The sequence below is a fragment of the Paenarthrobacter sp. NPDC056912 genome, assembly GCF_042786555.1.
Classification (GTDB): Bacteria; Actinomycetota; Actinomycetes; order Actinomycetales; family Micrococcaceae; genus Arthrobacter.
The window spans coordinates 18,674-44,095 of the sequence record NZ_JBHUCD010000020.1 but is presented as its reverse complement, the minus strand read 5'-3'; the positions used below and the strand labels follow the sequence as shown (position 1 = coordinate 44,095).

The following is a 25,422-nucleotide window of genomic DNA, read 5'->3' as shown; positions in this document are numbered from 1 at the left end:
CATGCCCTTACAGTCCAAGGCGTTCCAACGCTGGCTTCATGGCGTTGCGCCCGACGCCAGCACCGCGGACGTTTGCAGGATCGCCGGCATCAAACGAACAACCCTGGCCCAGCAGCTGGTCCGCGGCAAGGTAGCCGAATCCACCTTGGTGAGCATCAGCCGCGGCTTCCACGTCAGCCCGGTGGAAGCACTGTCCACCTTTGATCTCTATGCCGAGCTGCGCGGGGACCCCGTCCCGCCCACGCCCGGCGAGCTGGTCAGCCAGATCGCCACCATCGACTTGCTGCGGGCAGTGGTTGAACGCAGTGAACCCGGTTCCGTCCCAACGGCGGGACTGTCGGAGCCACCGCACCCTACCGCCGTGCGGAACTGGGTGGACGCGATCGACGACGGCGAGTTGCGGCACCGGGTCAGCGAAGCCACCGGGATCGCGCCACAGAACTTCTCGGCCCACCTGACCGCCAACAGGCTTCCACCCGAATTGGCCATCGCGACGTCGCGGGCTGCCGGCGTGGGGCCCGCGGGCGGGCTGGTGGCCGGAGGACTGATTACCGAGGCCGAGGCGGGCTGGCCGCCCAACGCCCGCCAGGAGGCCCTGGACAAAATGACCCAGGGCGAACTGGTAACGCTGGCCGGCGAACGGCTCCAGGCGCTGGGGAAGACGCTGCGCCGCCACGAACAAGACCATGAACGTACTGAAAGAATTTGGGAGAACCTCGGATGACGGCTGTCCTGCCCTGGGCAACGCTTATTGTTTGTTTGGCGATCACCCTCGCACGGGTTCCGAGCGCGTTGCGCGGTGAAAACCGGGTGGTGTTCTACATCTTCTCGCTGATTTCGTTGAGTATCTTCATCAGCATCGAGGCGCCTTACCTGGTCATCGACGGCTGGCTTGGCGGAATGAACATCGGCAACCTGATCCTGCGGTTCCTCTTGTACGCCACGTTCTTCCTCATGGGCATCAAGATCGCCGATGCCTTCGGCTCGGCCTCCGCCGTGCGCGCCATCCGCGGACCCATCGGGCTCACCGTAGCGGCGATAGTGGGTGCGCTGACCATCTACTTCTTCGTCATCACCGACACCCAGGGCTCCTCGGCCGGCATGAGCGGCCTCAAATGGGGACCGTCCCTGGACGGTTACGCAGCCATGGGCCGCCTGTATCCCGGTTACGTTGCGGCCTGCCTGGTGCCGGCCATCTGGCGCACGGTGGTGAGCACGGCTCCGGTGCTGCTGCGCGTCGCTTCCGGGCTGCTCCTCCTGGGCTTGTCGTTGCTCCTGCTGTCCCAGCTCTTTCCCTTGATTCCGTTTTCAGAGGCGTGGCTCCGGGTCCTCATCAACTACTCCGCCGCCATGTTTACGTGCATCGGATTGGCCGGAATCTGGTTCTCCAAGGCGTTCGCGCGGCGGAAACAGCGACTCTCAGCGTAAAGACTTTCACAAAACCATTAGATCGTGGCACAATCATGAATGTGTGAACGCGGTTGCAGCCTGACACCGGAATCAGAGAACGGGTTTCCGGTGGATGTGGCGCCCACGTGATCACAATTGGGGGGATGAGTGGTGGCGGGCTGTTGGGGACCGCCCCCACTCAGCCTTTTTAACGGCACTTTTCCGGCCGCCCGCGGGCGCTCCACGGGCCCGGCCACCACGATGGCTAAGATGGCTCCATGACCAGCATCCGCACACGTCGCTCTGTCCTCGCAGCCACCCTGGCTTCGGCCGCCATTGTCCTTTCAGCATGTGGTGGCGGGTCTGCCCCGGCACAGTCCGGCGGGGACACGTCCCTTTCGGATGTGAAGTCCAAGGGTGAGCTGGTGATCGCCACCGAGGGCACCTACCGTCCTTTCAGCTTCCATGCTGACGGGGCAGGAGAACTCACCGGCTTCGACGTCGAGATCGCCAAGGCCGTGGCGGAGAAAATCGGCGTGAAGGCGACCTTCCAGGAGACTCAGTTTGATGGCATCTTCGCAGGTTTGGACGCCAAAAGGTTCGACACCATTGCGAACCAGATCTCCATCAATGACGAACGCAAAGCCAAGTACGACTTCTCCAAGCCCTACACCGTCTCAACGGGAGTCGTGGTCACCAAGTCTGACAACACCAGCATCAACAGCTTCGCCGACCTCAAGGGCAAGACCACCGCGCAGTCGCTGACCAGCAACTTCTACAAGATGGCCGTTGAAGCCGGTGCCAATGTCCAGGCAGTTGAAGGCTGGGCCCAGTCCGCCACCCTTGTACAGCAGGGCCGCGTGGACGCCACCGTGAATGACAAACTCACCTACCTCGACTTCGCCAAGTCCACGCCCGATTCCGGGTTGAAGGTGGCCGCCGAGGCACCGGACAAGACCGAAAGCGCGTTTGTCTTCCGCAAGGGTTCCACCGAGCTGGTCGCTGCCGTGGACAAGGCTTTGGCGGACCTCCGGGCAGACGGAACATTGGCAAAGATTTCCGAAAAGTACTTCGGCGCGGACGTCACCAAGTAGATGAACTGGGACCTCATCTGGAGTTCCTTCGGACCGCTCATCACAGGGGCCGTGACAGGGACCATTCCCCTCACGCTTGCGTCCTTCGCTTTCGGCCTGATCCTGGCCTTGGTGGTTGCCCTGATGAGGCTCAGTTCCAACTGGCTGCTGTCCGGCATCGGCCGTTTCTACGTCTCTGTCATCCGCGGCACGCCGTTGCTGGTGCAGCTCTTTGTGATCTTCTTCGGACTGCCCAGCATCGGAATCCGGCTGGATCCGTGGCCCAGCGCCATCATCGCGTTCTCCCTGAACGTTGGCGGCTACGCGGCAGAGATCATCCGCGCAGCCATCCTGTCTGTGCCCAAGGGGCAATGGGAAGCCGGTCACACCATCGGCATGTCCCGGGCACAGACGCTGGTCCGCATCATCCTCCCGCAAGCCGCACGGGTGTCCGTTCCACCGTTGTCCAACACCTTCATATCGCTGGTGAAGGACACCTCACTGGCCTCGCTCATCCTGGTCACTGAACTGTTCCGCAACGCGCAGCAGATCGCTGCGTTCAGCCAGGAGTTCATGGCCCTGTACCTGCAGGCAGCCCTGGTTTACTGGGTCATCTGCCTGGTCCTTTCCACCGCGCAGTCCGCCGTGGAAAGGAGATTGGACCGCTATGTCGCCCACTAATGAACCAAGCCCCGCATCTGTTCTCGAAGCAAGGAACCTGGCCAAGGCTTTCGGCAGCAACGTGGTGCTGCGGGATATGGACATCGATATCCGCCGGGGCCAGGTGGTGGCCCTGATCGGGCCTTCCGGTTCCGGCAAAACCACTGTGCTGCGGTCCCTTAACGGGCTGGAAATCCCCGACGCCGGCACCGTCACCTTTGGGGACAGTGACTCGTCAGGCGGCCTTTCCATCGACTTCGCGGCCAAGGTGGGCAAGAAAGAGGTCGCAGCGTTGCGCGACCGCAGCGCCATGGTCTTCCAGCACTACAACTTGTTTCCGCACATGACCGTGCTGAAGAACATCATCGAGGGCCCTGTCCAGGTTCAGAAACGGCCCAGGGCGGAGGCCATCGCCGAGGCTGAGCGGCTCTTGGAACGGGTGGGATTGGCCGACAAACGCGACGCCTACCCCTTCGAGCTCTCAGGCGGCCAGCAGCAGCGCGTGGGGATCGTCCGGGCACTGGCCCTCAAACCTCAGTTGCTCCTCTTCGACGAGCCAACTTCCGCGCTGGACCCTGAGCTGGTTGGTGATGTCCTGGGCGTCATCAAGGAACTGGCCGAAGAGGGCTGGACCATGGTGATCGTCACCCACGAACTGGCCTTCGCCCAGCACGTTGCGGACGAGGTCATCTTCATGGACGGCGGCGTCGTGGTGGAACGCGGTCCGGCTGCCGAGGTGCTGCGCGCACCCCGGCAGGAACGAACCAAACTCTTCGTGAAGCGGCTCCAGCACGACGTCTGAGCCGTTGCCCTACCGGGCGAAGCGCAGCGTCACCAACTGGAACGGCCGGAGCACCAGCCCCACTGAGGAGTCCTCCTCCACGGCCACGCCAGGGGCCTCCACGGGCCGCTCCAGCAGGTCTGTGGCAACTACACCAGTGGCCTCAAAGCCGGCCGTCACAGTGCCCGCTGTGCGCTCCCCCAGCGATTCGTACAGCCGAACGATCACATCGCCGGAGCCGTCCCCGGCCAGTTTCACGGCCTCCACCACAATCGCCGGGTTCGACACGGAAACCAAGGGGTCCACCGTGTGTCCGCCCGTGACGAACCGCGGCTTGAGGTTGGTGCGGTAGCCCTCTTCCACCGCGTCGGCAATCGCCGCGCCGGGCCTGATGGACAGTTCCAGCGTGTGCTCCCCGCGATCTGCTTCCGGGTCCGGGAACCGGGCCGAACGCAGCAACGAGGTGCGGACCGTCGTCGTGGTTCCGCCGTCCCCGCGGACCGCCCGGGTGACGTCGTGTCCGTAGCTGGAGGAGTTACTGACGGCCACGCCGTAACCGGGCTCGGCAACGTGGATCCAACGATGCGCGCAGATCTCGAACTTAGCGGCTTCCCAGGACGTGTTGGTGTGGGTTGGCCGGAAGACGTGGCCGAACTGTGTCTCGGACGCCGAACGGTCCGCCCGCACGTCCAACGGGAACGCGATCTTCAGCATCTTCTCGCGCTCCTGCCAGTCCACCGTGGTGGCGATCCCCAGCGACTTCGCCCCGGCGTCGAGCGTTATGCGTTGCGTGATCGCAGAAGCGCCAACTGAGCGCTTGACCACCACCACGACGCCGGCCGGAGAGTGCTCAAGGCCGATTGCCTCGGCGTGGGTCAACGGCGTGACGTTGCGGCGATAGAACTCCTCTATGTCCCAGGCATCCCACTCGTTCGGTGTGTCCCTGAAGAGCTCCAGCACGTTGCCTGCCTGGCCGGGGGCGATCGCGTTCCGGCCGCTGGCGTGGTCAACAAGGGAGGTCAGCAGTCCGTCTTTGTCCAGGACCGCGCGGATGATGCCGTTGTCCAGGATGTAGCCGCCACCGTGCTCCTCGACCCCTACGCCTGTCTCCGCCGTGCCGGCCTCGGCCGCACCGAGCGCCGGGACTCCGTTGCGGGGGTGCGGTGCGGCGTTGAGCAGAAACCGCTTGTTGCCCGTGCCAAGGAGGGCCTTGGCAGCGTGGCTGATGATGCCCTCAAGGTCACGGGCTATGGCTTCATAGTTCCGCTCCGCGTCCTGGTGGACCCAGGCAATGGAACTGCCCGGCAGGATGTCGTGGAACTGCTGCAGGAGGACCAGCCGCCACAGCCTTTGGAGTTCGTCCTTGGGGTAGGAATATTCCGGGCCAAGCCGGACAGCGGCCGTGGAGCACCACAATTCGGCCTCGCGCAGGAGGTGCTCGCTGCGGCGGTTTCCACGCTTGGTCTTGGCCTGGCTCGTGTACGTTCCGCGGTGCATCTCCAGGTACATCTCCCCCACCCAGACCGGCGGGTTGGTGTACTCGGCCTCGGCCTTGGTGAAGAAGTCCTTGGCGGTTCCCATGCGGACCTTGGGCGAGCCTTCCAGGTCTGCCGTGCGGTGCGCGGCGGCCACCATTTCGCGCGTAGGTCCGCCACCGCCGTCACCATAGCCGAAGGGCACCAGTGACATGGTGCCGCGGCCGTGGTCACGATAGTTCCGCTCGGCGTGGGCCAGTTCGCGGCCATGGAGCTCGGCGTTGTACGTATCCACCGGCGGGAAGTGGGTGAACAGCCTGGTGCCGTCGATGCCCTCCCACCTGAACGTGTGGTGCGGCATCCGGTTGACCTTGTTCCAGGAGATCTTCTGCGTGAGGAACCACCGAGAACCCGCGGCCTTGACGATTTGCGGCAGGGCGCCGGAATAGCCAAAGGAATCCGGCAGCCACGCCTCCTGGCATTCGACGTCGAACTCGTTCAGGAAGAAGCTCTTGCCCTCCACGAACTGCCGCGCCATGGCTTCGCCGCCGGGCATGTTGGTGTCGGATTCCACCCACATGCCGCCCACGGGAATGAACTGTCCGGCCTTGACCTTTTCCCTGATCCGGACAAAGAGCTCCGGGAAGAATTCCTTGATCCAGGCCAGCTGTTGGGCCGAGGAACAGGAGAAAATGAAGTCCGGGTCTTCATCCATGAGCGCCACCACATTGGAGAACGTGCGGGCGCACTTGCGGATGGTTTCGCGCACGGGCCAGAGCCACGCGGAATCGATGTGCGCGTGGCCTGTGGCCAGGAGCTCGTGGGCTGACGCGTAGGCGGGTCGGCTGAGGACCTCTGCCAAGGCCTCCCGTCCCGCGGCGGCCGTACCGGCCACGTCATCCGGGTCCATGACGTCCAGCATGCGTTCGAGCGCACGAAGGATCTCGTGGCGCCGCGGCAGTTCCGTGGGGAGCTCGTGCATCAGGCCGCTAAGCGTCCAAACGTCCTGGTTGAGTTCCCAGACCGTTTCATTCAACTCCGCGATGGCAATCCGGCCCAGGCGGTACCGCGGGTCATCGCCGGACGTGGCCTTATCCCCCAATGGAGTGGGAGCGAAGGACCAGCCCTGCGCGACATCCGGGTTGGCCGCGGCCTCCACATAGAAGTCGATCGACAGCCCGCCGCCAAGCAGCTTGAGGGGCACGTGGTAATTGCGGGGCGAAATGGCCTTGATGATGCTGCCGTCAGCCCGCCAAGCCGTGCCTTCGCACTGGAATCCGGGGGCGTCGCTGTTGAAACCGAGATCCACGACGATCTCCACCGCCGTGTCATCGGCCGTGCCCCAGCCTTCGGGGACTTCTCCTTGCAGGCGCATCCATTTGGTGCTCCAGGCCTTCCCCCACGGCGCGCCTGGCTCCTGCGGGGTGAAGATTTGGCGCATGGCTTCCGCTGCTGCCACAGGCTCGCCGGGAGCGTCCCAGCTGCTCAATTGCAGCGGAATGGACTTGCCGTAAATGGCCGGAAGAAGGCGATCCCGAACGAACCGGTCGAGACGCTGTTCAGTGATCCGGCGGTCGTCGTGCAATGAGTTCCCCTTTTGCGTTGGCTGGGTGTTCAGGACTAATGACAGGGTCCCTGCGGGCTGGGATTGGACGGCGGTTCTTGCGTGCGCCGTGATTCCAATCGATGGATAAAATCTACGTCGTTCCAGCCCAATAACCAAGTAACTGACCACTCTCCGCAGCCAAAAACCCGGACGTTATGAGGGAGAATCGCCAGCGATCCTGTCACGTCCCGCATACACGTTCAGGCTCAGGCCGCGACTGAACCCCACCAAGGTGATTCCGGCTTCCGCGGCCAGCTCGGCAGCCAGGCTGGACGGCGCGCTGACGGCAGCCAGGACCGGGATACCTGCCATGGCAGCCTTCTGGACCAGCTCGAAGGAAGCCCTTCCCGATACCTGCAACACGGTACCCTTCAGCGGCAGCATGCCGGCACGCAGGGCCCAGCCCACCACCTTGTCCACCGCGTTATGGCGCCCCACATCTTCCCGCAGGCAGAGCAGTTCCGTGGTGCCGTCGTCGTGAATCCTGAAAAGGCCCGCCGCGTGGACGCCTCCGGTGGTATCGAAGACCGCCTGCGCCTCACGGAGGCGGTCCGGCAGGGCAGCCAGTGCCCTGACCGGGATGGTGACATCGTCCTCCTTGGGGCTATGGTGCGACGACTTCCGCACGGCCTCGATCGAGTCCGTGCCGCAGATCCCGCACGAACTGGAGGTGTACACGTTCCGCCCGGTATCCGGGCGTTGGACGTCCGGCCTCAGTTGCGCGTCCACCACGTTGAACGTCTGCACCCCGTCCTCGTTCTCCCCGGCGCAGAAACGCTCGGAGATGAGCTGCCCGGGTTCCCACACGATGCCCTCGGACACGAGGAAGCCGGCGACGAGGTCGAAGTCGTCTCCCGGGGTACGCATGGTCACCGAGAAGGACATGTCACCAAGGCGGATCTCCAGGGGCTCTTCCACCGCCAGGACGTCCTCCTTGTAGCGGATGGGATGCTCCAAGGCTTGTGGCGAGCCATCCAGGACAAACTTGTGCACCTTGCGGCGCTGGGTCACGCGTCCCACGTCAGGATCCGTTCTCCTCATTGGCTGTGTGCTTCACGAACCGCACCGTCATGGCTTTGTAGCCGGGAGTGTTGGACTCCCGGGCGACGAGTTCGCGGTGAACCAAGGCGTTGGCCTCGGGGAAGTATGCGGCGGCGCAGCCCTTCGCAGTCGGGTAAGCGATCAGACGGAACTTGTTGGCACGCCGTTCGGTCCCCGCGAACGTGGAAATGACATCCACCAGCTCCCGGTCTTCAAAGCCCAGTTCCTCCAAGTCTTCGGAGTGGACCAGAATCACGCGCCGGCCATCGGAGACGCCACGGTACCGGTCATCCAGGCCATAGAACGTGGTGTTGTACTGATCGTGGCTGCGGACCGTCTGCAGGATCAGGTGGCCCTCGGGTGCCTCCAGATACTCCAGCGGCCGCACCGAGAAACGTCCTTTGCCGATGTCCGTGGCGAAGGTGCGTGTGTCCCTCGGCGGGTTGGGCAGCACGAATCCGTTCTTCGTGCGGACACGGATGTTGAAGTCCTCAAATCCCGGAATGACACGGGAGATATGGTCGCGGATCACGTCATAGTCCTCTGCCATGGCCCGCCAATCCACGCCGTGGTCATCACCGAAGGTAGCTTGCGCCATCCGGGCCACGATCACCGGTTCGCTGAGGAGGTGCTCCGAGACCGGAGTGAGCCTTCCCTGCGTCTTGTGGATGACGGACATGGAGTCCTCCACCGACAGGAACTGCTTGCCGTTGGGGTGTTTGTCATCCGTGTCCGTGCGGCCCAACGTTGGCAGGATCAGGGACGTCTTGCCGTGGACGATGTGCGCGCGGTTGGGCTTGGTGGAAATGTGGACGGTCAGCCCCGCCCGCTTCAGTCCTGCCTCGAGGGCGGCCGTGTCCGATCCCGCCGCGGCGAAGTTTCCGCCCATGGACACGAAGACATCCACGTCGCCCTTTTCCAGGGCGTGCTGGGTTTCCACGGAGTCGTAGCCGTGGTCGCGGGGCATGTGGAAGCCGAATTCCGTGTCCAACGCGGCCAGGAACTGTTCCTTGGGCTTCTCCCAGATGCCCATGGTGCGGTCACCTTGAACATTCGAGTGGCCCCGGACCGGACAGGCCCCCGCCCCCCGCTTGCCGAAGTTGCCCTGGAGCAGGAGCAGGTTGATGATCTCCCGCAGGGTATCCACAGAGTGCGGCTGCTGCGTCAGTCCAAGCGCCCAGCAGATGATGGTTGCCTTCGACGCAGCCATCATCCCGGCCGCCTTGGTGATTTCCGCACGCGTCAGGCCCGTGGCCCGCTCGGTTTCAGCCCAGTCCAGCACCGAACGGGCTTCCTTGTAGGCAGCAAACCCTTCGGTCTGCTGCTCTATGAAGGAATGGTCGACGACGGTCCCCGGGTTGCGCTTCTCTTCCTCCAGGAGGAGGTGGCCCAGTGCTTGGAACAGCGCGAGGTCCCCGCCCACCTTGATCTGCAGGAACTCGTCCGCGATGGTGGTGCCGCCGCCGATCACGCCGTTGAGAGACTGCGGATCCTTGAAGTTCAAGAGGCCGGCTTCGGGCAGCGGGTTCACGGCAACGATCTTTCCGCCGTTGTTCTTGCAGTCCCGCAGGGCGGACAGCATGCGGGGGTGGTTGGTTCCCGGGTTCTGTCCCACCACCAGGACCAGCTCGGCGTGGTGGATGTCTTCGAGCGAAACGGTGCCCTTGCCGATGCCAATGGTGGGGTTGAGGGCGCTGCCGGAGGACTCGTGGCACATGTTGGAGCAGTCCGGCAGGTTGTTGGTGCCAAGGCTGCGGGCAAACAACTGGTACATGAACGCTGTCTCGTTGGCCGTCCGGCCGGAGGTGTAGAAAACGCACTTGTCAGGCGTTGTGGCGTTGATGTGCTCACCAATCAGGGCGAAGGCCTCGGCCCAGCTGATCGGAGAGTAGTGGGTGTCACCAGGCCTGTTGACCACCGGCTCGGCAATCCTTCCCTGGCTTCCCAACCAGTACTCGGTTTTGTCTTCCAGGTCGGCAAGCGAATGCTTCGCCCAGAACTCTGCACCCACGGTCCTCGTGGTGCTTTCCTCGGCGATCGCTTTGGCCCCGTTCTCGCAAAACTCCGCGGGGCTCCGCCGGCCGGTGATGGACTCCGGCCACGCGCAACCTGGGCAGTCAAAGCCATCATGCTGGTTGACCCTGAGCATGGAGCGGACCGTCCGGGCTACCCCTGCTTGGGCGTAGCCGCGTTCCAAGGCGACGGTGACTGCTTTGACACCTGCGGCGGCTCGTTTGGGCGGGTGGACTTGCAGGTCATCTTCGTTGATGTCCTGTTCGGGAGCATGCCTGTTCATGAGTCCATCATTGCAAGCCTTCACGCCCCCTGACCACCTGCGTCCATCAAGGGCGCTAAGCGTCCAAGGCGCTCCAGTCCACCGGGCCCGCAGATGCTTTCTTCGGTTGGCGTGCCGGGGCCTTCCGGGACTTCTCTTGCGCCGTCTTCGGAACGGGCAGCGGTTTGCCCCATGGCAAGGGGAAGGCGGGCACCGGCTCACCCATCTGGACGCCGTGGGGCGGCACCACCATGACGCCGTCGGCTCCTGCCAGGCCACGCATCATTCCCGGTCCGGAGTGTCCGGCCGGCGATGCCAGTCCGTAAACCAGCGTGAACGGCATCAGCCGGGTTCGTCCGGGATCGGCGTCGATCATGGCACCGCACGGAACTTCGCCAACTTCGTGGAGTCGTCCATGTCCCAGAGCAGCCAAAAGGGGCGCTCCAACTGTGAAGAGTGCCATCATCGCGGCCAGCGGGTTGCCCGGCAGGCCGAGTACGAAGCGGCCATCGGGTAGTTCGGCCAGAACCGCAGGATGCCCGGGGCGCATGGCGATGCCGTCGATCAAGAGGCGGCCGCCCAGCTCGGCTATGGCTTTTCGGAAGTGGTCCGTCCCCGACCGTCCGGTCCCTCCGGTGGTGATAACGACGTCGGCAGGCGGCTCAGCTTCGACGTCGGGTTCCAAGAGTGCAGGCTCCGTGTCCTGAAGGGCGGCAAACCAGTCGTCGTAGTTGTCCCCCACCTTCAGTTGTTCCCCCGCGATTCCGCCCAACAGCTCCACCACCGCACCCAGTTGCGGGCCAAAGGTGTCACGGACCTGCCCCGGCAACGGAACACCCCGGGCCACCACTTCGGAACCGGTCAGGAGGAACCTGACCAGCGGCTTGCCGAGGACTTCGAGTTCATCCAGGCCGGCGAGGGCGGCGAGGGCAATGTGTGCCGGATTCAGAACGGTTCCGGCCTTGAGAAGGACATCCCCTACGGCAGCCTCTTCGGCCGCTTTGCGGATGTGCTGGCCGTTCCGGGGCTCGCCCGGTTTGGCGGCGCCGCCCAGCGCGAGCAGCGGCAGGCCGTCGTCGTCCGCGGTAATGACGCCACTTTCGCAGCGCAGCACGGCCTTGGCGCCGGGCGGTATCAACCCGCCCGTGACGATGGGGCTGGCCTGGTGGGGGGCCAAACGGTGGCCGGGCTCGCTCAGTATCCACGGACCGCTGCCATTGACGGCCCAACCGTCCATGGCCGAGGAAGCGTAGTGCGGCATGTCCTGCACGGCCAGCACATCGGAAGCCACAACGCGGCCAATAGCTGAACTGAGCGGCACCGGGCTCGACGGAATCGGCGAAGCTACGTCAAACGCACGCTGCCGGGCTTCGTCCCAACTGTGTGCCGCGTGGTGGCCCTGGCCGGGGGCCTCCGTCATTCGGCGTCAGTCCCGGGCTCCGCGTATTCCTTGGCCACGTTCCGGGCCAACTCCAAGGCGGCGTTCATGGAAGCGTCGTCGCTTGCCTGCCCGATCCCCCTGGCCATGCCCGCCGCATATCCGGCAATGAACGTGGTCAGCGGCGCCGCGGGGCGCACCACTGAATGCGCGGCGACTCCTGCCACGGCAAGGACCTGGTTGATGTCCACTTCCACGTCCTCCAGCTCAAAAGCCTGTAGCAGAGTGCGGCACCATTCCTCGAGCGTCTCTTCCTGGCTCTTCATGTCCGCCTCCAACTCGTTGTCAATGCCAAGGGCCGCAGCATCCTCCCACGTATCCACGTCATCCGTGGACCCTGCGGGGACGTCAATTGCCAGCACGTTCAGCCTAGCAAGCAGGCCGAACACTGAAGAGTTCGTTAACCCGAAACCTTCGGAAGCTACGCGCACTTCCCTTTCCAGTGCGGAAGTGCGGTAGATCCCCAGGAGGGGCTGCTGGCGTCCGTCACCAGAGACCGCCATGGCCCCCTCAACGCCGGAATGCTCCTCAAGGCCGCTCCATAGGAGGCTGACGCCGCGTTCAGCATGGGGCATGTCGCAGGCCAGTATCAAGGTCCATGGTGCGTGGCTGCCGCTGACCCCCAGGACGGCCAGCCCTGCCGCTATCGCTGCGGCAGGGCCAGCGAAGGCGGGCTCTTCCCGAGCCCGGAGGACACCGTGCGGCACTACCACTGAGCCAGGGCCGACCACCACGGTGGAGGCAGCACCTCCGGCCGCCTTCAGGGCATGCGAAAGCAGCGTGGCTCCGTGGTACGTCAATGCGGGCTTGGGCACGCCACCGAGGCGGGTGGCCCGGCCGCCCGCCAGAATCACGGCGTTGAACTCCATCCGCCCAGATTACCCGGGACAGGCAGAGCACAGCAGAAATCGATCAGGCAGCGGATTCCGGCAACAGGAACGGGTCCCAGTCCGGCGCAGGTTTCTCGAGTTCTTTGATCTGCCACATGGTTCCCTGGGGCATCCCGGGCGTGAAACGGAGTTTCCAACCCATCTCAGCCAGCGTATGGTCGCTCTTGGCGTTATTGCATTTCAAGCACGCCGCAACCAGGTTTTCCCAGGAATCCGCGCCGCCCCTGGATTTGGGGTGGACGTGGTCAATGGTGTGGGCTGTTTTCCCGCAGTAGGCGCAGCGATGACCGTCGCGGCGAAGGACCCCGCGGCGACTCACGGCGGTAATCCTGTTGTACCTGGGGCGGATGTAGCGGTTAAGGAGGATCACGGATGGTCGTCCGAGAATCTCCTGTGGCCCAACGACAGGCTCGTCGCCTTCGGCCACTACGCTAGCTTTCCCAGTCAGCACAAGGACCAGCGCCCGGCGGAATGTTATTACCGCCAGCGGTTCATATCCAGCATTCAGAACGAGTGTGCGCATGCACGTACCTCTTCACGGCCGCACCCGTCAGGGGCACGAGGGCCGGCTGCCCTCTGCTTGTACGGGCTGTGGATCGACACCATAAGGGTAAGCACTTATATGCCGTATCAACGAATTTTCTGCCGTTTCGGGTGCAGTGTCGGCCAAATGTTCACGCGTGGTTAAGGGGTAGGGAGCCATCGGGCAGGCGTCAGCGTGCCGTCACCACTCACTTTGAGCGCCGACAGCTGGGACACACCGACGATTGCGGCGTGCCGACCACCCTGCAGAACCAAAGTGGGTCGTGAACGCACACCCAGTGGCCACACCACCCATGGAATTTCCGACGGCGGCGGGCACCAGAGCGCTGCTTGGGCGGCGCAGACGAATCCCGGCAGCGGTTTAAAGCAGAACACCCCGCCGGCCGAAGCCTGCGGGGTGTTCCTGAAAGTATTGATTCAGCCGTTGACGCGGATGAAAACCGGGCCGGAGCCCACGTTGACGCTGAACAGTGCCGTGGTGGAGCCGTTCCAACCGCCGTGGACGGCCATGCCGTTGCCCACGTAGACGGCGATGTGGGCCATTCCACCGTAACCACCGTTTGCGTAGTAGGCGAGGTCGCCGGGCTGCGCTTCGGCTGCACTGACCGTGCGGCCCAAAGACAGGTACCCGGCAGGCCAGTCGTGGAAGTTGATGCCGACGGCGGCCAAGGAGTTGGTGACCAGCATGGTGCAGTCCTGGGTGACGCCGAGCTGGGCGTAGGCTGCTGCGGCGATGGCCGCGCCAAGTCCGCTGGATGCTGCGGGGGCCTTGGCTGCCGGGGTGGCAGCGTTGACGGCCAGCGTGGCGTTGGAAGCCGTGGTGGTTGCGCCTTCCGTTGCCTTCTTGGCTTCGGCCTTGGCGGGGGCCTTTTCAACGACGGGAGCCGGTGCTTCCACCGTGGTGACCACAGGGCGCTCGTAGGAGATGGCAACCGTGGAGTCCGCGGCGATGGTGGCCTGGGCTACCGTCTGGACTTCGAGGGTTGACGTAGACGTTGACTCACGCTGGACGTTCGCATCCGCAGCGTTCGCAGCAACGCCGCTGGTCAGGACCAGGCCTGAAGCTGCGGCAATAACTGCTGCCTGGCGGCCAACGCCACCGGCGTTGTCGCTGACAGCCTTGGCAATAACGGCAAGCGAGCTGGTCTTGGGGGCCTCAGCGCGATGCCGTGCAACCTTGTGTGCACTGGTCATGATTTTTCTCTTTTCGTATCCGCGGGCAGTTGGGTTGCACGCGGGTAATGGGCCTGCCAGCACTTGGGGGGCATGCTGGCGAGCCCCGAACCGGATTATTTCTAGCGGAGGGTGAAGAAGGAGGACGTGCCCGTGGACGCTGCGGAGTGCAGCAGCGTGCCCTGGCCGGGGTTCAAAGCACTGATCATCATGCCGTTGCCGACGTAGATGCCTACGTGCGCTCCGCCGTTTTGCATGACCAAGTCACCAGGAGCAGGAGTGCTGGTGGGCTTCATGGCGGTCCAGGCGTTCACGCGGGGGATGCTGATGCCTGCCTGAGCGTAAACCCACTGGGTGAAACCGGAGCAGTCCCAGCCATTGGGGGTGGTGCCGCCCCAAACGTACGGGTGGCCGATGCCGGTGTAGGCAATCGCCGCGAGGCCGGAGGCTGCAGCGCTGGACGCGGCATCGGTGGCCTCGGAGGACTTGGCCGTGACGGCGCCGGCTGCTGCTCCGGAGCGCTCGGTAACCTGCGCTGCGCGCTGGACAATCTTGGGGGCTTCCTTGGTGGCCACAACGGGGCTCTCGAAGGAAACGGTGGCTGTGGGCTCCGCGGTTACCACGGCGGTAGCGATCAGCTGCTGGGTGCTGGAGGCTTCGGACTTGGAAACATCCGTGTCCGCTGCCTGTGCAGGCAGACCGACGCTGAGAACGAGGCCGGAAGCTGCAGCCAGGACGACGGCCTGACGGCCAACGGTTCCGGCATTGGAAGAAACAGCCTTGGAAAGGGTGTTCAAGGGGTTCGTACGAACCGATTCAGCGCGATGGCGCGCAGGGGTAGTGCGTGATGACACGTAGGTAGCCTCTCCCAATGCCTGCGAGGTGAGCTGTCGGATTCGGATGGGAGTCATCCGGCCGCGCTGCTTCAAGGAAGCTTTGCGACTTAACCCCAAGGCCTTCTTTCGAAGACCAGAAGTGGTTCCCCCGCCCCTGCCAGACGATTTATGCGAACGGACCTTGAGCGGTGGCAGAGCTAGGCAATCCACTCAAGTGCACCGGCCCCCTAAAAAGCCGATGCGCTTTGAACGGTACAACAGTTGAACGCGAATGTCACATTCAGGTCACGGGGTGTCTCACGAATGCGAGAGGCGACCATCAACTGGCTCAGAGCCAGCCCATGGGGTCGACAACTTCACCGTTGACCTGGACCTCGAAGTGGAGGTGGCAGCCCGTTGAGGCGCCCGTGGTGCCGCTCAGCGCGACGGTATCGCCGCGGGTGACGGTCTGGCCCACCTTGACGGTGAACGACGACAGGTGGTTGTACGTGGTCTCCAGGCCATTGCCGTGGTCAATGACCACGCGGTTGCCTCCGCCGTACTCATGCCATCCGGCGAAGGTGACCTTGCCGGAGGCGGCAGCGTGGACGGCGGTGCCGCACTGGGCCACGAAGTCCTGGCCGCGGTGGAAGTCGCCGGTGCCGCCGGTGAGGGGGCTGACGCGGTACCCGAAGGGGGATGCCGTGGTCAGAGTGTCAAGGGGGCTGGCCATGGTGCCAACGGAAGATGCGCGCTGGATGCTGCCGGCGGACTGTGCGCTCAGCAGCTGCTTCAGCTTGCCGTCGGGATCGGCAGCCGTAGCCACGGCAGCGCGGCTGAAGTCGATTTTGGCGGACGCTGCCGCGGAAACCTCGGGCTGGCTGCCGCCGCTGACGGCAAGGGCGGACTCGGTCTGGCCTGATTCCGAGGTGGCCATGACGGGGCTCGTTGCGGGCAGACCGACAGTCAGGGCAAGTCCGGTGGCGGCAAGCGCGACTCCGGCTTTCTGCCCTACGCCACTGGCGGCGGCAAAGTCAGCTACCTGGCGCAGCGGGCTCTTACGGCGGCGCACCTGACGGTCGGTGTCGCGGGGCCGGATCTCTGCTACGACGCGGGCTGGCCGCAGCTCAACAGCGGGGCCGGACGCACGACGGCGACCCCTGACGTTCTGCGATGTCAAACTCTGTTCCTCTCTGAAAAGCCTGCGAAGTTAGCTGTCGGATTCGGGTCAGAGAGTTCAAAGACCCGGTCCGCACGAGGCGCTCACGGCACACAGGTATCCCAAGAGGGACTTGCATAAGTGGGCACTTCTGCTGCGGACTTCACCCCAAGGCTGCTTCTTTAGACAGCCGCTTGTGGTTCCCCCGCCTCTGCCAGTGGTGGATAAAACACCTGATCCGCTGGCAGAGCTCGGCTCCGGATCAGGTAACGCTTTGGTATCGGCGCTAGTACATAACTATAGGGGATTAAAGCCCGCGGTAATAAATTCGTTATCTACCGAAACATGCGTGTTGACAGTCGCCTTTATCATCAATCCCGGAAAACCGCAGGTCACACGCGCGCCCGCATCGCAAAAGTGAGGTTTGCCACCCGCGGCAGGATTGCCGTCGCGAGGTCAGCTCAGGGAGACGAAGACGTGCGCTGCAACTTCGGGGGGAAGCTCCAAGGCACCTTCGATGCCGGGGACACGCACGGAGATGTACTCGCCGACGCGGGCAAGCGACACCGTGGCACCGGGCCGGATCCCACCTTCGTCCAGTTGCGTGAGGAGCTCGGGCTCCACCTGGATGGGCTCTGCAAGGCGGCTGACAACCACGCGGGAATCGGAGGCATAGCCGTCCATGGCCTGCAAAAGGTTTACGTCAAGCCGCGGGAAGGGCTGGCTGGCAAGGCCACCCAAGGCCTCCAGCCCCGGGATGGGATTGCCATACGGGGATTCAGTGGGGTGCTCAAGGAGCTCGTAGAGCCGACGCTCCACGCGTTCACTCATTACGTGTTCCCAGCGGCACGCCTCGTCATGGACGTAGGCCCAGTCCAGGCCGATGACATCGGCCAGGAGCCGTTCTGCGAGGCGGTGCTTGCGCATGACCTCCGTGGCACGCTTGCGCCCAACCTCTGTCAGTTCCAAGTGACGGTCGTTGGAAACGATCACCAGCCCGTCACGCTCCATGCGGCCAATGGTCTGTGAAACCGTGGGGCCGGAGTGCCGCAAACGCTCGGCAATGCGTGCGCGAAGAGCAACGATGTTCTCTTCTTCAAGCTCCAAAATGGTCCGAAGATACATCTCAGTGGTATCGATCAGATCCGTCATCCAGCTCAGCTCTCCTCGAACGCAGTCTTCGTGCGTAATCTCCACCGTACCGCGTCCCGGCCAGGGCGGACGATGTGCCACCGCCGCCCCATGAACGCCAACCACCAGCCTAGCTTATTTGGAATTACTCTGGATAATTTCGGTCGCATTCCGTTCCCTGCTGTTCCACGTGGCGGACTATGACAAGGACAGGTTCCTGCCAGCTGGCCGTGTCAGGCAGAATTGGGGAGTCGAAGGGGCAGCCGATGCCACCTGCCACGACCCATCTTTGACCGATACCCATTGGAGCCACACGTGAGCGACACCAGCATCACCATTCCCGCCGAATTGCTGCCCAAGGACGGACGCTTCGGCGCAGGACCGTCCAAGGTCCGCCCGGAGCAGCTCGAGGCACTGTCCGCGGCGTCGACCACCATTCTTGGTACCTCCCACCGTCAGGCTCCGGTCAAGAACCTGGTGGGTTCGGTCCGGGAAGGCCTCAGCCAGTTCTTCCGCGCGCCCGAAGGGTACGAGGTGATCCTCGGCGTGGGTGGCTCCACAGCGTTCTGGGACGTTGCCGCGTTCGGCCTGGTGGAGAAGAAGGCACAGCACCTCTCCTTTGGTGAGTTCGGCTCCAAGTTCGCTGCAGCAACCAACAAGGCGCCCTTCCTCGATGCCTCCTCCATCATCAAGTCCGAGCCAGGCACACGCCCCGCAGCACAGGCCGAAGCCGGCGTCGACGTGTACGCGTGGCCGCAGAACGAAACGTCCACAGGCGTGGCAGCGCCAGTGCAGCGGGTCCAAGGCACCGATGAGGGTGCACTCGTCCTGGTGGACGCCACGTCCGCCGCCGGCGGCCTCGACGTCGACGTCGCCGAGTCGGACGTCTACTACTTCGCCCCGCAGAAGAACTTCGCTTCCGACGGCGGCCTGTGGCTTGGCCTCTTCTCCCCCGCCGCGTTGGAGCGCGCCGCCCGGATCAAGGCCAGCGGCCGCTGGATCCCGGACTTCCTGGACCTGCAGACGGCCATTGACAACTCCAAGCTGAACCAGACGTACAACACGCCTTCGCTGTCCACCCTGGTGACCTTGGATGCGCAGGTCCAGTGGCTGAACAACAACGGCGGACTGGACTTCGCCAGCAAGCGCACGGCAGACTCCGCCAGCCGCATCTACTCCTGGGCTGAAGCCTCCGAGTACGCAACACCGTTCGTGGCCAAGGCCGAAGACCGTTCCAACGTCATCGCCACCATCGATTTCGATGAGTCCATTGACGCTGCAGCCATCGCCAAGATCCTGCGCGCCAACGGCGTGGTGGACACTGAGCCCTACCGCAAGCTGGGCCGCAACCAGCTCCGGATCGCCACGTTCGTCGCCATCGAACCTGACGATGTTTCCGCCCTGCTGGCCAGCATCGACTACATCGTGGGCGAACTGAAGAAGTAACCGCAAGGTGACGGTCGGCGTCGTTCGGTATATCCCGGACGGCGCCGCCTTCGTTTAAGCCGCTGCCGTTTAGCCGCCTTCGTTTAGGCCGCGGCCGGGGTGGTTAAACAGCTGAAGGCGGACATCAGTGTCCACCTTCAGCGCTGTTCATTCCTGGTTTCCGCAACCCTTATCCAGCGTCGACCTCGTCGGCGTCTTCATCCGAAGAATCGGCGTCGGGTTCGTCGGAGTCCTCATCGGCCGACTCGGAGGCTTCGTCCTCAGCTGCCTGCACGGATTCCTCCGTGATTTCCTCCACGGTTTCCTCCACCAAGGGAGTCTCGTCCTCGGGACGGACCCGTTTGGCCCACGGCACCCATTCCGGGGCCAGGATGGAATCCTCGGAGGGCAGCAGGCCGAGCTCGCTTACAGTCACAACCTTGGAGCGGGAGTTACGGGTTACCACCGCGTACCACTGCCAACCGCCGTAGCCTGCGAGCCGGGACTCGAACAGGTGGGTGACCACGCGGTCACCTTCTGACTTGGCACCGATGTGGGCACCCACTTCACCCGGGTTGGCAATGCCTTGCACGGCTTCGCGGGCAGTATCGACGGCGGCAGCCAGGAAGGCGTCCGGCTTGCCGGTGCGCCACGCGGGCAGGCCGACGCGCGGCCTGGCCGCCACAGGCTTCCGCGCGGGGGCTTCCCCGTTCCCAGGAGCCTTGGCAGCGTCAGGGCCTGTCCCAGGGCTAGCCTGAGCGTTCCCTCCGGCCTTTGTGTCCTGTGCGGATTCCGATGCCATGGCCGGTCCTAGGCTTCCAGCTCGTCGGCAACCTTGCGGAGCGCAATGCTGATGGCCTTGGCCTTGTTGCCCTCGGGGTACTTGCCGGAGGACAAGGTGCCGGACAGGTTGTCCAACACCGTGACCAGGTCCTGGACCAAAGGCGCGAGGTCCCTGGCGTTCATGCGCTTGGCCTTGGCAATGGACGGCGTCTTTTCGAGGACGCGCAGCCCCAATGCCTGGGCGCCGCGGCGGCCGTCCGCCACACCGAACTCGACGCGCGTTCCGGCCTTGAGCTCTGTTACGCCCGCGGGCAGCGATGTCTTGGGCAGGAATACTTCCTGTCCGTCTTCAGCCGCGAGGAATCCGAAGCCTTTTTCCTTGTCATACCACTTGACCTTGCCGGTAGGCACGTAATCAACCTTCTTCGTTCTTGCTTTGGGAGACACGTCGGGCGGGCACCGCATCCGCAGGGTTCTGCGGGATCGAGGGTGACAGCCCGGTCCGTGTTGGTCTGTTCCTTCAAGGTTATCCTGCCGGACCGCCTATTCCCGCTTTGCGCGCCGGTGCTGCGGCAATGGACCCTGCCGATGCCTTGCCCCGCAGTGCTGCTGCTAGCGTTGAGGGCATGACTTCCCCGGGTTACCGCCGCCCCCTCATGATCATTGCCGCCGTCATCGCGGTTGTTTCGCTGGCAGCGGTTGGCACGGTCATGGTGGTGGCTTTGAACGGCGGCGCAACACCGGTATGGGTCACTTCCACGGCCCTCTACGGCCTGCCCGTGGCCTTCATGCTCGCGGTAGTCCTGGTGCTGGATGCAGTCCGCCAACGCCGCCGGCAATAGCGCGGCGCGGGAACGGCCCACGCCTCCGACGGGCATGAGGGGCCTTGTGGCGGTAACGTTGGATTGATGTCCCTTATTCGCGCGCTCAGCAAGGACCTGGAAGCGCGCAGCGACAACTCGCTGCGGGCCTTGTTTGCCGCGCGGCCTGACCTGATCTCCCCCATGGCCCCGGACTTCGCGGCCCTCGCCGCAAGGGCGAGCGCCCGGGTCAGCGTGCAAAGGGCCCTGGAACGCCTGAACAAGCCGGAGATGCAGGTGTTGGAAACCCTGCACCTCTGCACGAATGCCGATACCGGACACAGCGTTTCGGCCGCCGGGCTGAAAAAGGTCATTGCCGGCTCCACCCTCTCGGCTCTGGACCCGATCCTGGCAAAGTTGCAGGAACTGGCGCTGGTTCACCGGGCAGATCCTCCTGCCGGCTCGCCCGCCACCACGTCCCGCCAACGCTTCTACCTCCCTGTGGGCAGCCTCAAGGACGTCATCGGCATCTACCCCGCCGGGCTGGGACGCAGCTACACGGAACTGGTGCGGCTGCAGCCGGCCTTCGCCCAAAGAGTGGTGCAACTTGTTGCCGAACTCCAGCAGAGCGGCCTGGGCATCCACCCGGCCAGCACACCGATGGACGCAGCCCTCGCCCTTCAGCGCTGGACGTCCACGCCGGAGAACCTGAGCTCCATCCTGGCCACGGCACCGGAACGGACCATCGGCCTGCTGGACAAGTTCGGCGGCTGGGCCATGGGCGCGGTCCCCCAAGCGCAACGCCGCGCCTCCGTCACCCACGAAAGTGCCGACGTCGGGCCTATCGACTGGCTGCTGGCGCGCGGCCTGCTGGTCCCCTTGGACGCCGGCCACGTGGAACTGCCGCACAGCGTCGGAATTGCCCTGCGGGGCGGCGCGATCGTGGACGACTTCACTTTGGCTCCTCCGGTGCCGGAGCTCGGCCATACCAGTGCTGCCCTGCGTCGCAACGCGGCCATGGGCGCCATCGCCGAGACCCTCCGGCTGACCGGTGAACTGCTGTTCGTGGTTCGCGAGCAGCCGCTGGCCACTCTCCGCAGCGGCGGCGTTGGCGTGCGGGAACTCCGCCGCCTGGCCGAATCGATTCGTTGCGGCGTCCACCAGACGGCCATCCTGCTGGAGTTGTGCGCGCTGGGAGGCCTCCTGCGCCTTGACGTGGACAGTTCCACCTGGGTCCAGCCGCCTTCACTGGAATGGCTCACCTTGCCGCGCCAGGAGCAGTGGCTCTGGCTGGTCAACGCCTGGCTGGCCAGCGAACGCGCTCCGTCCTTGGTGGGACAGCCCCTCACGGGTCCGGCGTCGGCCTCGGCAGCCCATCAAGGCGCTGCCGGCACCACCATCAATGCGTTGTCAGCCGAAGCCCAGCGGCCCGATGCCCCCGTGGTTCGCCGGAGGGTCCTGGAAATACTGAACGAGCTGACCCTGGAGGCCGCGGCCCCGGACGGCAAGGCGCCCGTCCTGGATGCCCGTGCGGTGCTGCAGCGTGCGGAGTGGTCGCAGCCGCGGATGTCGCGCCGCTTCAGTTCCTTGGTTCGAGGCATCCTGGAGGAAGCCACGCTCCTGGGTTTGATGGGGTCCGGTGCCTTCACGCAGTTGGGTTCGGCTGTTGCGGGCGCTCAGCCGGAACAAGCCATGACCATCCTTGGCGAACACTTGCCGGCGGCCGTCAACCACATCCTGCTGCAGGCGGACCTGACGGCGGTGGCTCCGGGATACCTCGCGCCGGAGCTGAGCGAAACGCTGCTGTTGATGGCCGACGCCGAAGGCCAGGGCCCGGCGTCGATCTACCGGTTCTCCGCCACAACCATCCGGCGGGCGCTCGACGCCGGACAGGACGCGGAATCGCTGCTGGCGTTCCTCCGTGAGCACTCGGCCACTGATGTGCCCCAACCTTTGGCCTACCTTGTCCAGGACACTGCGTCCCGGCATGGCCGCCTACGGATCGGGACCAGTGCCAGCTTCATCCAAAGCGACGACGAAACCGCCATCACAGACCTGTTGCAGGAAGCGCGGACGTCGGCGCTGAGCCTGGTGCGGATCGCGCCTACGGTGCTGACGTCCTCTGCCAGCCCCCGCGAAACTGCGCGGGTCCTGCGCGAGCTGGGACTCTCACCCGCTGTGCAAGAGGCCGAGACCGCCGTCGTGCGTTTCAAGCGGACCACCGCGGTGCCCGGCAGCACCCGCCCCGTGTACACGGCACCGCGCACAGCTCCCCCGGACGACGACGTCGAGGCACAGCTTTCCGTCTTGCGTCAGCACCGCGGGGTCCCGGCCGAAGCCGCCGGAGAAGCATCCACGCAGTTGGGCCTGGAAACGCTGCAAAAGGCGATCAGGCTGAAGCAGGCAGTCACCATGAACGTGGTGGACAGCTTGGGGAATGCCAACACCGAGACGGTTGTTCCTGTATCAGTGTCGGGCGGACGCGTCAGGGTATTCGATCCCGCCAAGGACACCGAACGGGTGCTGTCCATCCACCGGATCATCGATGTGGAACCGGCAAAAGAACTGCGTTCATGAATAAAGCGCTGGTGAGAACCGCGCAAGTGAGGATTCAACAGTGACCGACGGTCCGCTGATCGTGCAAAGCGACAAAACCATCTTGCTGGAAGTCGACCACGAGCTCGCAACGGAGGCCCGGCATGCCATTGCCGCCTTCGCGGAGTTGGAGCGCGCCCCGGAACACATGCACAGCTACCGGTTGACGCCGTTGGGCCTGTGGAATGCCAGGGCGGCGGGGCTGGATGCCGAGCAAGTCCTGGACACTCTGCTGAAGTATTCACGCTTCCCGGTGCCGCACGCGCTGTTGATCGATATCGAAGAGACCATGTCCCGCTATGGCCGCCTGCGCCTTGAGAAGGACCCCCAGCACGGCCTGGTGATGCGGACCGACGACTACCCGGTGCTTGAGGAAGTGATCCGGGCCAAGAAAATCGCGCCCCTGCTGGGCCCGCGCATTGACGGCGAAACGGTGGTAGTGCACTCCTCCCAGCGCGGACAGTTGAAGCAGCTGCTCCTCAAACTGGGCTGGCCCGCGGAAGACCTGGCCGGCTACGTCGACGGGCAGCCGCACCTCATCATGCTGGACGAAACCGGCTGGCAGCTGCGCCCGTACCAGAAACTGGCCACGGAGAACTTCTGGGCCGGCGGCAGCGGCGTCGTCGTGCTTCCCTGTGGTGCCGGGAAGACGCTGGTGGGCGCTGCGGCCATGGCCACGTCCTCCACCACCACGTTGATCCTGGTGACCAACACCGTCTCGGCGCGGCAATGGAAGGATGAGCTCCTCAAGAGGACATCGCTCACGGAAGACGAAATCGGTGAATACTCCGGTGCAGTGAAGGAAGTCCGGCCCGTCACGATCGCCACCTACCAGGTCCTGACCACCAAGCGTGGTGGGCTCTACCCGCACCTGGAACTAGTGGATGGCCACGATTGGGGACTGATCATCTACGACGAGGTCCACCTGCTGCCCGCGCCCATTTTCCGGATGACAGCGGACCTGCAGGCCCGGCGTCGCCTTGGCCTGACGGCAACGTTGGTTCGGGAAGACGGCCGGGAAGGCGAGGTCTTCAGCCTCATCGGGCCCAAGCGCTACGACGCCCCGTGGAAGGACATCGAGGCCCAGGGCTACATCGCCCCGGCCGACTGCGTGGAAGTCCGGGTGGATCTCCCGCGGGACGAGCGTGTGGCATACGCGATGGCCGATGACGCGGACAAATACAGGCTGTGTGCTACATCCGAAACCAAAACCCAGCTGGTGGAGCAACTTGTGGCAACACACAAGGGCGAACAATTGCTGGTGATCGGCCAATACATAGATCAGCTCGATGAGATCGCGGAACGGCTGGACGCTCCCCTCATCAAAGGTGAAACCACTGTCAAGGCTCGGCAGAAGCTCTTCGATGCCTTCCGCAAAGGCGAGATCCACACCCTGGTGGTGTCCAAGGTGGCGAACTTCTCCATCGACCTCCCCGAAGCTTCGGTGGCCATCCAGGTGTCAGGTTCCTTTGGCTCCCGCCAGGAAGAGGCACAGCGGCTGGGCCGTCTCCTGCGTCCCAAAAAGGATGGCCGGGCGGCCCGGTTCTACTCATTGGTGGCCAGGGACACCCTGGACCAGGATTTCGCCGCCAAGCGCCAAAGGTTCCTGGCCGAACAGGGCTACGCCTACCGGATCATGGACGCCAAGGATGTAGGCAAGGACGTGGGGCAGGACCAATAAAGCCCCAGCGGGAAAACAATGTTAGTCAGGGGCCTTGCGAATAATCTCCAACAATTTTACGATTCCAAGTGAAGCTCTCCGCCCTGATGGGTTGCCCCTGGTCCAGGCAACCTGGCGGCCAGTCGTCGGCGGTGGGGGGTAGCCCGCAGCCAGGGAGCCGGCGATTTTGTTGGCCTAGAAGAATCTGTGAATCAACCCTCAGAGGATTCCCCAATGCGCAAGATCCTCCTGGTCCTCGCCGCGATCATCCTGTTGTCGTCACTCGCCCAACTGTTCTTCGCCGGCTATTTCCATTTCCAGAACACGATTGAAGCCCAGCGTGAAGCGGGCGTCTACCACGTACTGAACGGCCAATATGTGCTGCGCTACGCGGCTCTTCTTGCCGTCATTGTCGCAGCGATTGCCAAGGCCGGTTCCCGGAGCATTTGGCTGGCCGCCGGCATCTTCCTGCTGACATGGGTCCAGTTGTTCATCTTCATTATTGGTGGCATGCTCACTGGCTCCTCCGAAGACTTCATCACGCCCTCCGGCTCCTGGGTGGCTTCCATCCACCCCGTCACCGGCCTGCTGATCATCTTCATGTCCTACTGGCTGTTCAACCGGGCGCGTGCGGCGGCACTCAACCCGCAACCCCTGCCACCCAAGGCGGCAGCATCGGATGCTTCTGCCTCGTCCACCACGGCCTGATC

At 64.2% G+C, this 25,422-nt stretch carries 22 protein-coding genes and 2 riboswitches; of the genes, 10 read left to right on the top strand and 12 right to left on the bottom strand.

What is annotated here, in order from left to right; genetic code table 11:
- Position 1: 1 nt before the first annotated feature.
- From ACFRJ9_RS19325 to ACFRJ9_RS19305, 5 genes are all read left to right on the top strand, one after another.
- Positions 2-724 carry a hypothetical protein gene (locus tag ACFRJ9_RS19325; RefSeq protein WP_377671282.1) on the top strand — a complete coding sequence of 241 codons (723 nt, stop codon included), beginning with the start codon at positions 2-4 and terminating at the stop codon, positions 722-724.
- Positions 721-1,428: a hypothetical protein gene (locus ACFRJ9_RS19320; protein WP_377671280.1), complete on the top strand. Its 708-nt coding sequence runs from the start codon at positions 721-723 to the stop codon at positions 1,426-1,428. Before ACFRJ9_RS19325 ends, ACFRJ9_RS19320 begins: the two co-directional genes overlap by 4 nt.
- A gap of 239 nt (positions 1,429-1,667) precedes the next feature.
- Entirely contained in the window at positions 1,668-2,483 is an 816-nt protein-coding gene (locus tag ACFRJ9_RS19315) for an amino acid ABC transporter substrate-binding protein (protein WP_377671272.1), read from the top strand.
- Positions 2,484-3,143, top strand: a complete 660-nt coding sequence (locus ACFRJ9_RS19310; RefSeq protein ID WP_377671270.1) for an amino acid ABC transporter permease — start codon at positions 2,484-2,486, stop codon at positions 3,141-3,143. It abuts the gene before it with no gap.
- Entirely contained in the window at positions 3,130-3,924 is a 795-nt protein-coding gene (locus ACFRJ9_RS19305) for an amino acid ABC transporter ATP-binding protein (protein WP_377671268.1), read from the top strand. Before ACFRJ9_RS19310 ends, ACFRJ9_RS19305 begins: the two co-directional genes overlap by 14 nt.
- 9 nt (positions 3,925-3,933) lie before the next feature.
- Here the strand turns inward: ACFRJ9_RS19305 and ACFRJ9_RS19300 are convergent, their stop codons facing one another.
- From ACFRJ9_RS19300 to ACFRJ9_RS19255, 10 genes are all read right to left on the bottom strand, one after another.
- On the bottom strand, positions 3,934-6,963 hold the full coding sequence (locus ACFRJ9_RS19300; protein ID WP_377671266.1) for an alpha-mannosidase: 3,030 nt from the start codon (positions 6,961-6,963) through the stop codon (positions 3,934-3,936).
- A 174-nt stretch (positions 6,964-7,137) separates the two neighbouring features.
- Positions 7,138-8,004 carry a formate dehydrogenase accessory sulfurtransferase FdhD gene (gene fdhD, locus ACFRJ9_RS19295; protein ID WP_377671263.1) on the bottom strand — a complete coding sequence of 289 codons (867 nt, stop codon included), beginning with the start codon at positions 8,002-8,004 and terminating at the stop codon, positions 7,138-7,140.
- A gap of 1 nt (position 8,005) precedes the next feature.
- On the bottom strand, positions 8,006-10,321 hold the full coding sequence (locus ACFRJ9_RS19290; RefSeq protein WP_377671260.1) for an FdhF/YdeP family oxidoreductase: 2,316 nt from the start codon (positions 10,319-10,321) through the stop codon (positions 8,006-8,008).
- 55 nt (positions 10,322-10,376) lie between these two features.
- Positions 10,377-11,720, bottom strand: coding sequence for a molybdopterin molybdotransferase MoeA (locus ACFRJ9_RS19285; protein WP_377671257.1), 1,344 nt, complete (start codon positions 11,718-11,720; stop codon positions 10,377-10,379).
- Positions 11,717-12,607 carry an NTP transferase domain-containing protein gene (locus ACFRJ9_RS19280; protein WP_377671254.1) on the bottom strand — a complete coding sequence of 297 codons (891 nt, stop codon included), beginning with the start codon at positions 12,605-12,607 and terminating at the stop codon, positions 11,717-11,719. Before ACFRJ9_RS19280 ends, ACFRJ9_RS19285 begins: the two co-directional genes overlap by 4 nt.
- A 43-nt stretch (positions 12,608-12,650) precedes the next feature.
- Positions 12,651-13,151 carry an HNH endonuclease gene (locus tag ACFRJ9_RS19275; protein WP_377671252.1) on the bottom strand — a complete coding sequence of 167 codons (501 nt, stop codon included), beginning with the start codon at positions 13,149-13,151 and terminating at the stop codon, positions 12,651-12,653.
- 437 nt (positions 13,152-13,588) lie between these two features.
- On the bottom strand, positions 13,589-14,365 hold the full coding sequence (locus ACFRJ9_RS19270) for an NlpC/P60 family protein (protein ID WP_377671249.1): 777 nt from the start codon (positions 14,363-14,365) through the stop codon (positions 13,589-13,591).
- Between the two features lie 101 nt (positions 14,366-14,466).
- Complete coding sequence (locus tag ACFRJ9_RS19265) at positions 14,467-15,198, bottom strand: C40 family peptidase (RefSeq protein WP_377671247.1); 732 nt, start codon at positions 15,196-15,198, stop codon at positions 14,467-14,469.
- A gap of 4 nt (positions 15,199-15,202) precedes the next feature.
- Positions 15,203-15,370: riboswitch (cyclic di-AMP (ydaO/yuaA leader) on the bottom strand.
- A 138-nt stretch (positions 15,371-15,508) separates the two neighbouring features.
- Positions 15,509-16,339, bottom strand: coding sequence for a M23 family metallopeptidase (locus ACFRJ9_RS19260; RefSeq protein ID WP_377671245.1), 831 nt, complete (start codon positions 16,337-16,339; stop codon positions 15,509-15,511).
- A gap of 4 nt (positions 16,340-16,343) precedes the next feature.
- A riboswitch (cyclic di-AMP (ydaO/yuaA leader) is annotated at positions 16,344-16,585 on the bottom strand.
- 189 nt (positions 16,586-16,774) lie between these two features.
- On the bottom strand, positions 16,775-17,470 hold the full coding sequence (locus ACFRJ9_RS19255; protein ID WP_377671243.1) for a metal-dependent transcriptional regulator: 696 nt from the start codon (positions 17,468-17,470) through the stop codon (positions 16,775-16,777).
- A 294-nt stretch (positions 17,471-17,764) separates the two neighbouring features.
- Here ACFRJ9_RS19255 and serC point away from each other — a divergent pair, with 294 nt between their 5' ends.
- Positions 17,765-18,895, top strand: a complete 1,131-nt coding sequence (gene serC, locus ACFRJ9_RS19250; protein WP_377671240.1) for a phosphoserine transaminase — start codon at positions 17,765-17,767, stop codon at positions 18,893-18,895.
- 169 nt (positions 18,896-19,064) lie between these two features.
- On the opposite strand, the gene ACFRJ9_RS19245 is transcribed toward serC, so the two are convergent.
- On the bottom strand, positions 19,065-19,676 hold the full coding sequence (locus ACFRJ9_RS19245; RefSeq protein ID WP_377671237.1) for a DUF3027 domain-containing protein: 612 nt from the start codon (positions 19,674-19,676) through the stop codon (positions 19,065-19,067).
- A gap of 8 nt (positions 19,677-19,684) precedes the next feature.
- Positions 19,685-20,068: a cold-shock protein gene (locus ACFRJ9_RS19240; RefSeq protein ID WP_377671235.1), complete on the bottom strand. Its 384-nt coding sequence runs from the start codon at positions 20,066-20,068 to the stop codon at positions 19,685-19,687.
- A gap of 215 nt (positions 20,069-20,283) precedes the next feature.
- Here ACFRJ9_RS19240 and ACFRJ9_RS19235 point away from each other — a divergent pair, with 215 nt between their 5' ends.
- The 4 genes from ACFRJ9_RS19235 to ACFRJ9_RS19220 all read left to right on the top strand — a co-directional run bounded on the left by ACFRJ9_RS19235 (position 20,284) and on the right by ACFRJ9_RS19220 (position 25,420).
- On the top strand, positions 20,284-20,499 hold the full coding sequence (locus ACFRJ9_RS19235) for a hypothetical protein (RefSeq protein WP_377671232.1): 216 nt from the start codon (positions 20,284-20,286) through the stop codon (positions 20,497-20,499).
- 66 nt (positions 20,500-20,565) lie between these two features.
- Positions 20,566-23,034, top strand: a complete 2,469-nt coding sequence (locus ACFRJ9_RS19230) for a helicase-associated domain-containing protein (RefSeq protein ID WP_377671230.1) — start codon at positions 20,566-20,568, stop codon at positions 23,032-23,034.
- A gap of 40 nt (positions 23,035-23,074) precedes the next feature.
- On the top strand, positions 23,075-24,733 hold the full coding sequence (locus ACFRJ9_RS19225) for a DNA repair helicase XPB (RefSeq protein WP_377671229.1): 1,659 nt from the start codon (positions 23,075-23,077) through the stop codon (positions 24,731-24,733).
- 213 nt (positions 24,734-24,946) lie between these two features.
- Positions 24,947-25,420, top strand: coding sequence for a hypothetical protein (locus ACFRJ9_RS19220; protein WP_377671227.1), 474 nt, complete (start codon positions 24,947-24,949; stop codon positions 25,418-25,420).
- The last annotated feature ends 2 nt before the right edge of the window (positions 25,421-25,422 follow it).

Bases quoted from the DNA above. Each gene is read 5' to 3' on its own strand.
- ACFRJ9_RS19325 (WP_377671282.1), top strand. From the start codon at position 2: ATGCCCTTACAGTCCAAGGCGTTCCAACGCTGGCTTCATGGCGTTGCG.
- ACFRJ9_RS19320 (WP_377671280.1), top strand. From the start codon at position 721: ATGACGGCTGTCCTGCCCTGGGCAACGCTTATTGTTTGTTTGGCGATC.
- ACFRJ9_RS19315 (WP_377671272.1), top strand. From the start codon at position 1,668: ATGACCAGCATCCGCACACGTCGCTCTGTCCTCGCAGCCACCCTGGCT.
- ACFRJ9_RS19310 (WP_377671270.1), top strand. From the start codon at position 2,484: ATGAACTGGGACCTCATCTGGAGTTCCTTCGGACCGCTCATCACAGGG.
- ACFRJ9_RS19305 (WP_377671268.1), top strand. From the start codon at position 3,130: ATGTCGCCCACTAATGAACCAAGCCCCGCATCTGTTCTCGAAGCAAGG.
- ACFRJ9_RS19290 (WP_377671260.1), bottom strand. From the start codon at position 10,321: ATGAACAGGCATGCTCCCGAACAGGACATCAACGAAGATGACCTGCAA.
- ACFRJ9_RS19285 (WP_377671257.1), bottom strand. From the start codon at position 11,720: ATGACGGAGGCCCCCGGCCAGGGCCACCACGCGGCACACAGTTGGGAC.
- ACFRJ9_RS19280 (WP_377671254.1), bottom strand. From the start codon at position 12,607: ATGGAGTTCAACGCCGTGATTCTGGCGGGCGGCCGGGCCACCCGCCTC.
- ACFRJ9_RS19275 (WP_377671252.1), bottom strand. From the start codon at position 13,151: ATGCGCACACTCGTTCTGAATGCTGGATATGAACCGCTGGCGGTAATA.
- ACFRJ9_RS19270 (WP_377671249.1), bottom strand. From the start codon at position 14,365: ATGACCAGTGCACACAAGGTTGCACGGCATCGCGCTGAGGCCCCCAAG.
- ACFRJ9_RS19255 (WP_377671243.1), bottom strand. From the start codon at position 17,470: ATGACGGATCTGATCGATACCACTGAGATGTATCTTCGGACCATTTTG.
- ACFRJ9_RS19245 (WP_377671237.1), bottom strand. From the start codon at position 19,676: ATGGCATCGGAATCCGCACAGGACACAAAGGCCGGAGGGAACGCTCAG.
- ACFRJ9_RS19235 (WP_377671232.1), top strand. From the start codon at position 20,284: ATGACTTCCCCGGGTTACCGCCGCCCCCTCATGATCATTGCCGCCGTC.
- ACFRJ9_RS19230 (WP_377671230.1), top strand. From the start codon at position 20,566: ATGTCCCTTATTCGCGCGCTCAGCAAGGACCTGGAAGCGCGCAGCGAC.
- ACFRJ9_RS19220 (WP_377671227.1), top strand. From the start codon at position 24,947: ATGCGCAAGATCCTCCTGGTCCTCGCCGCGATCATCCTGTTGTCGTCA.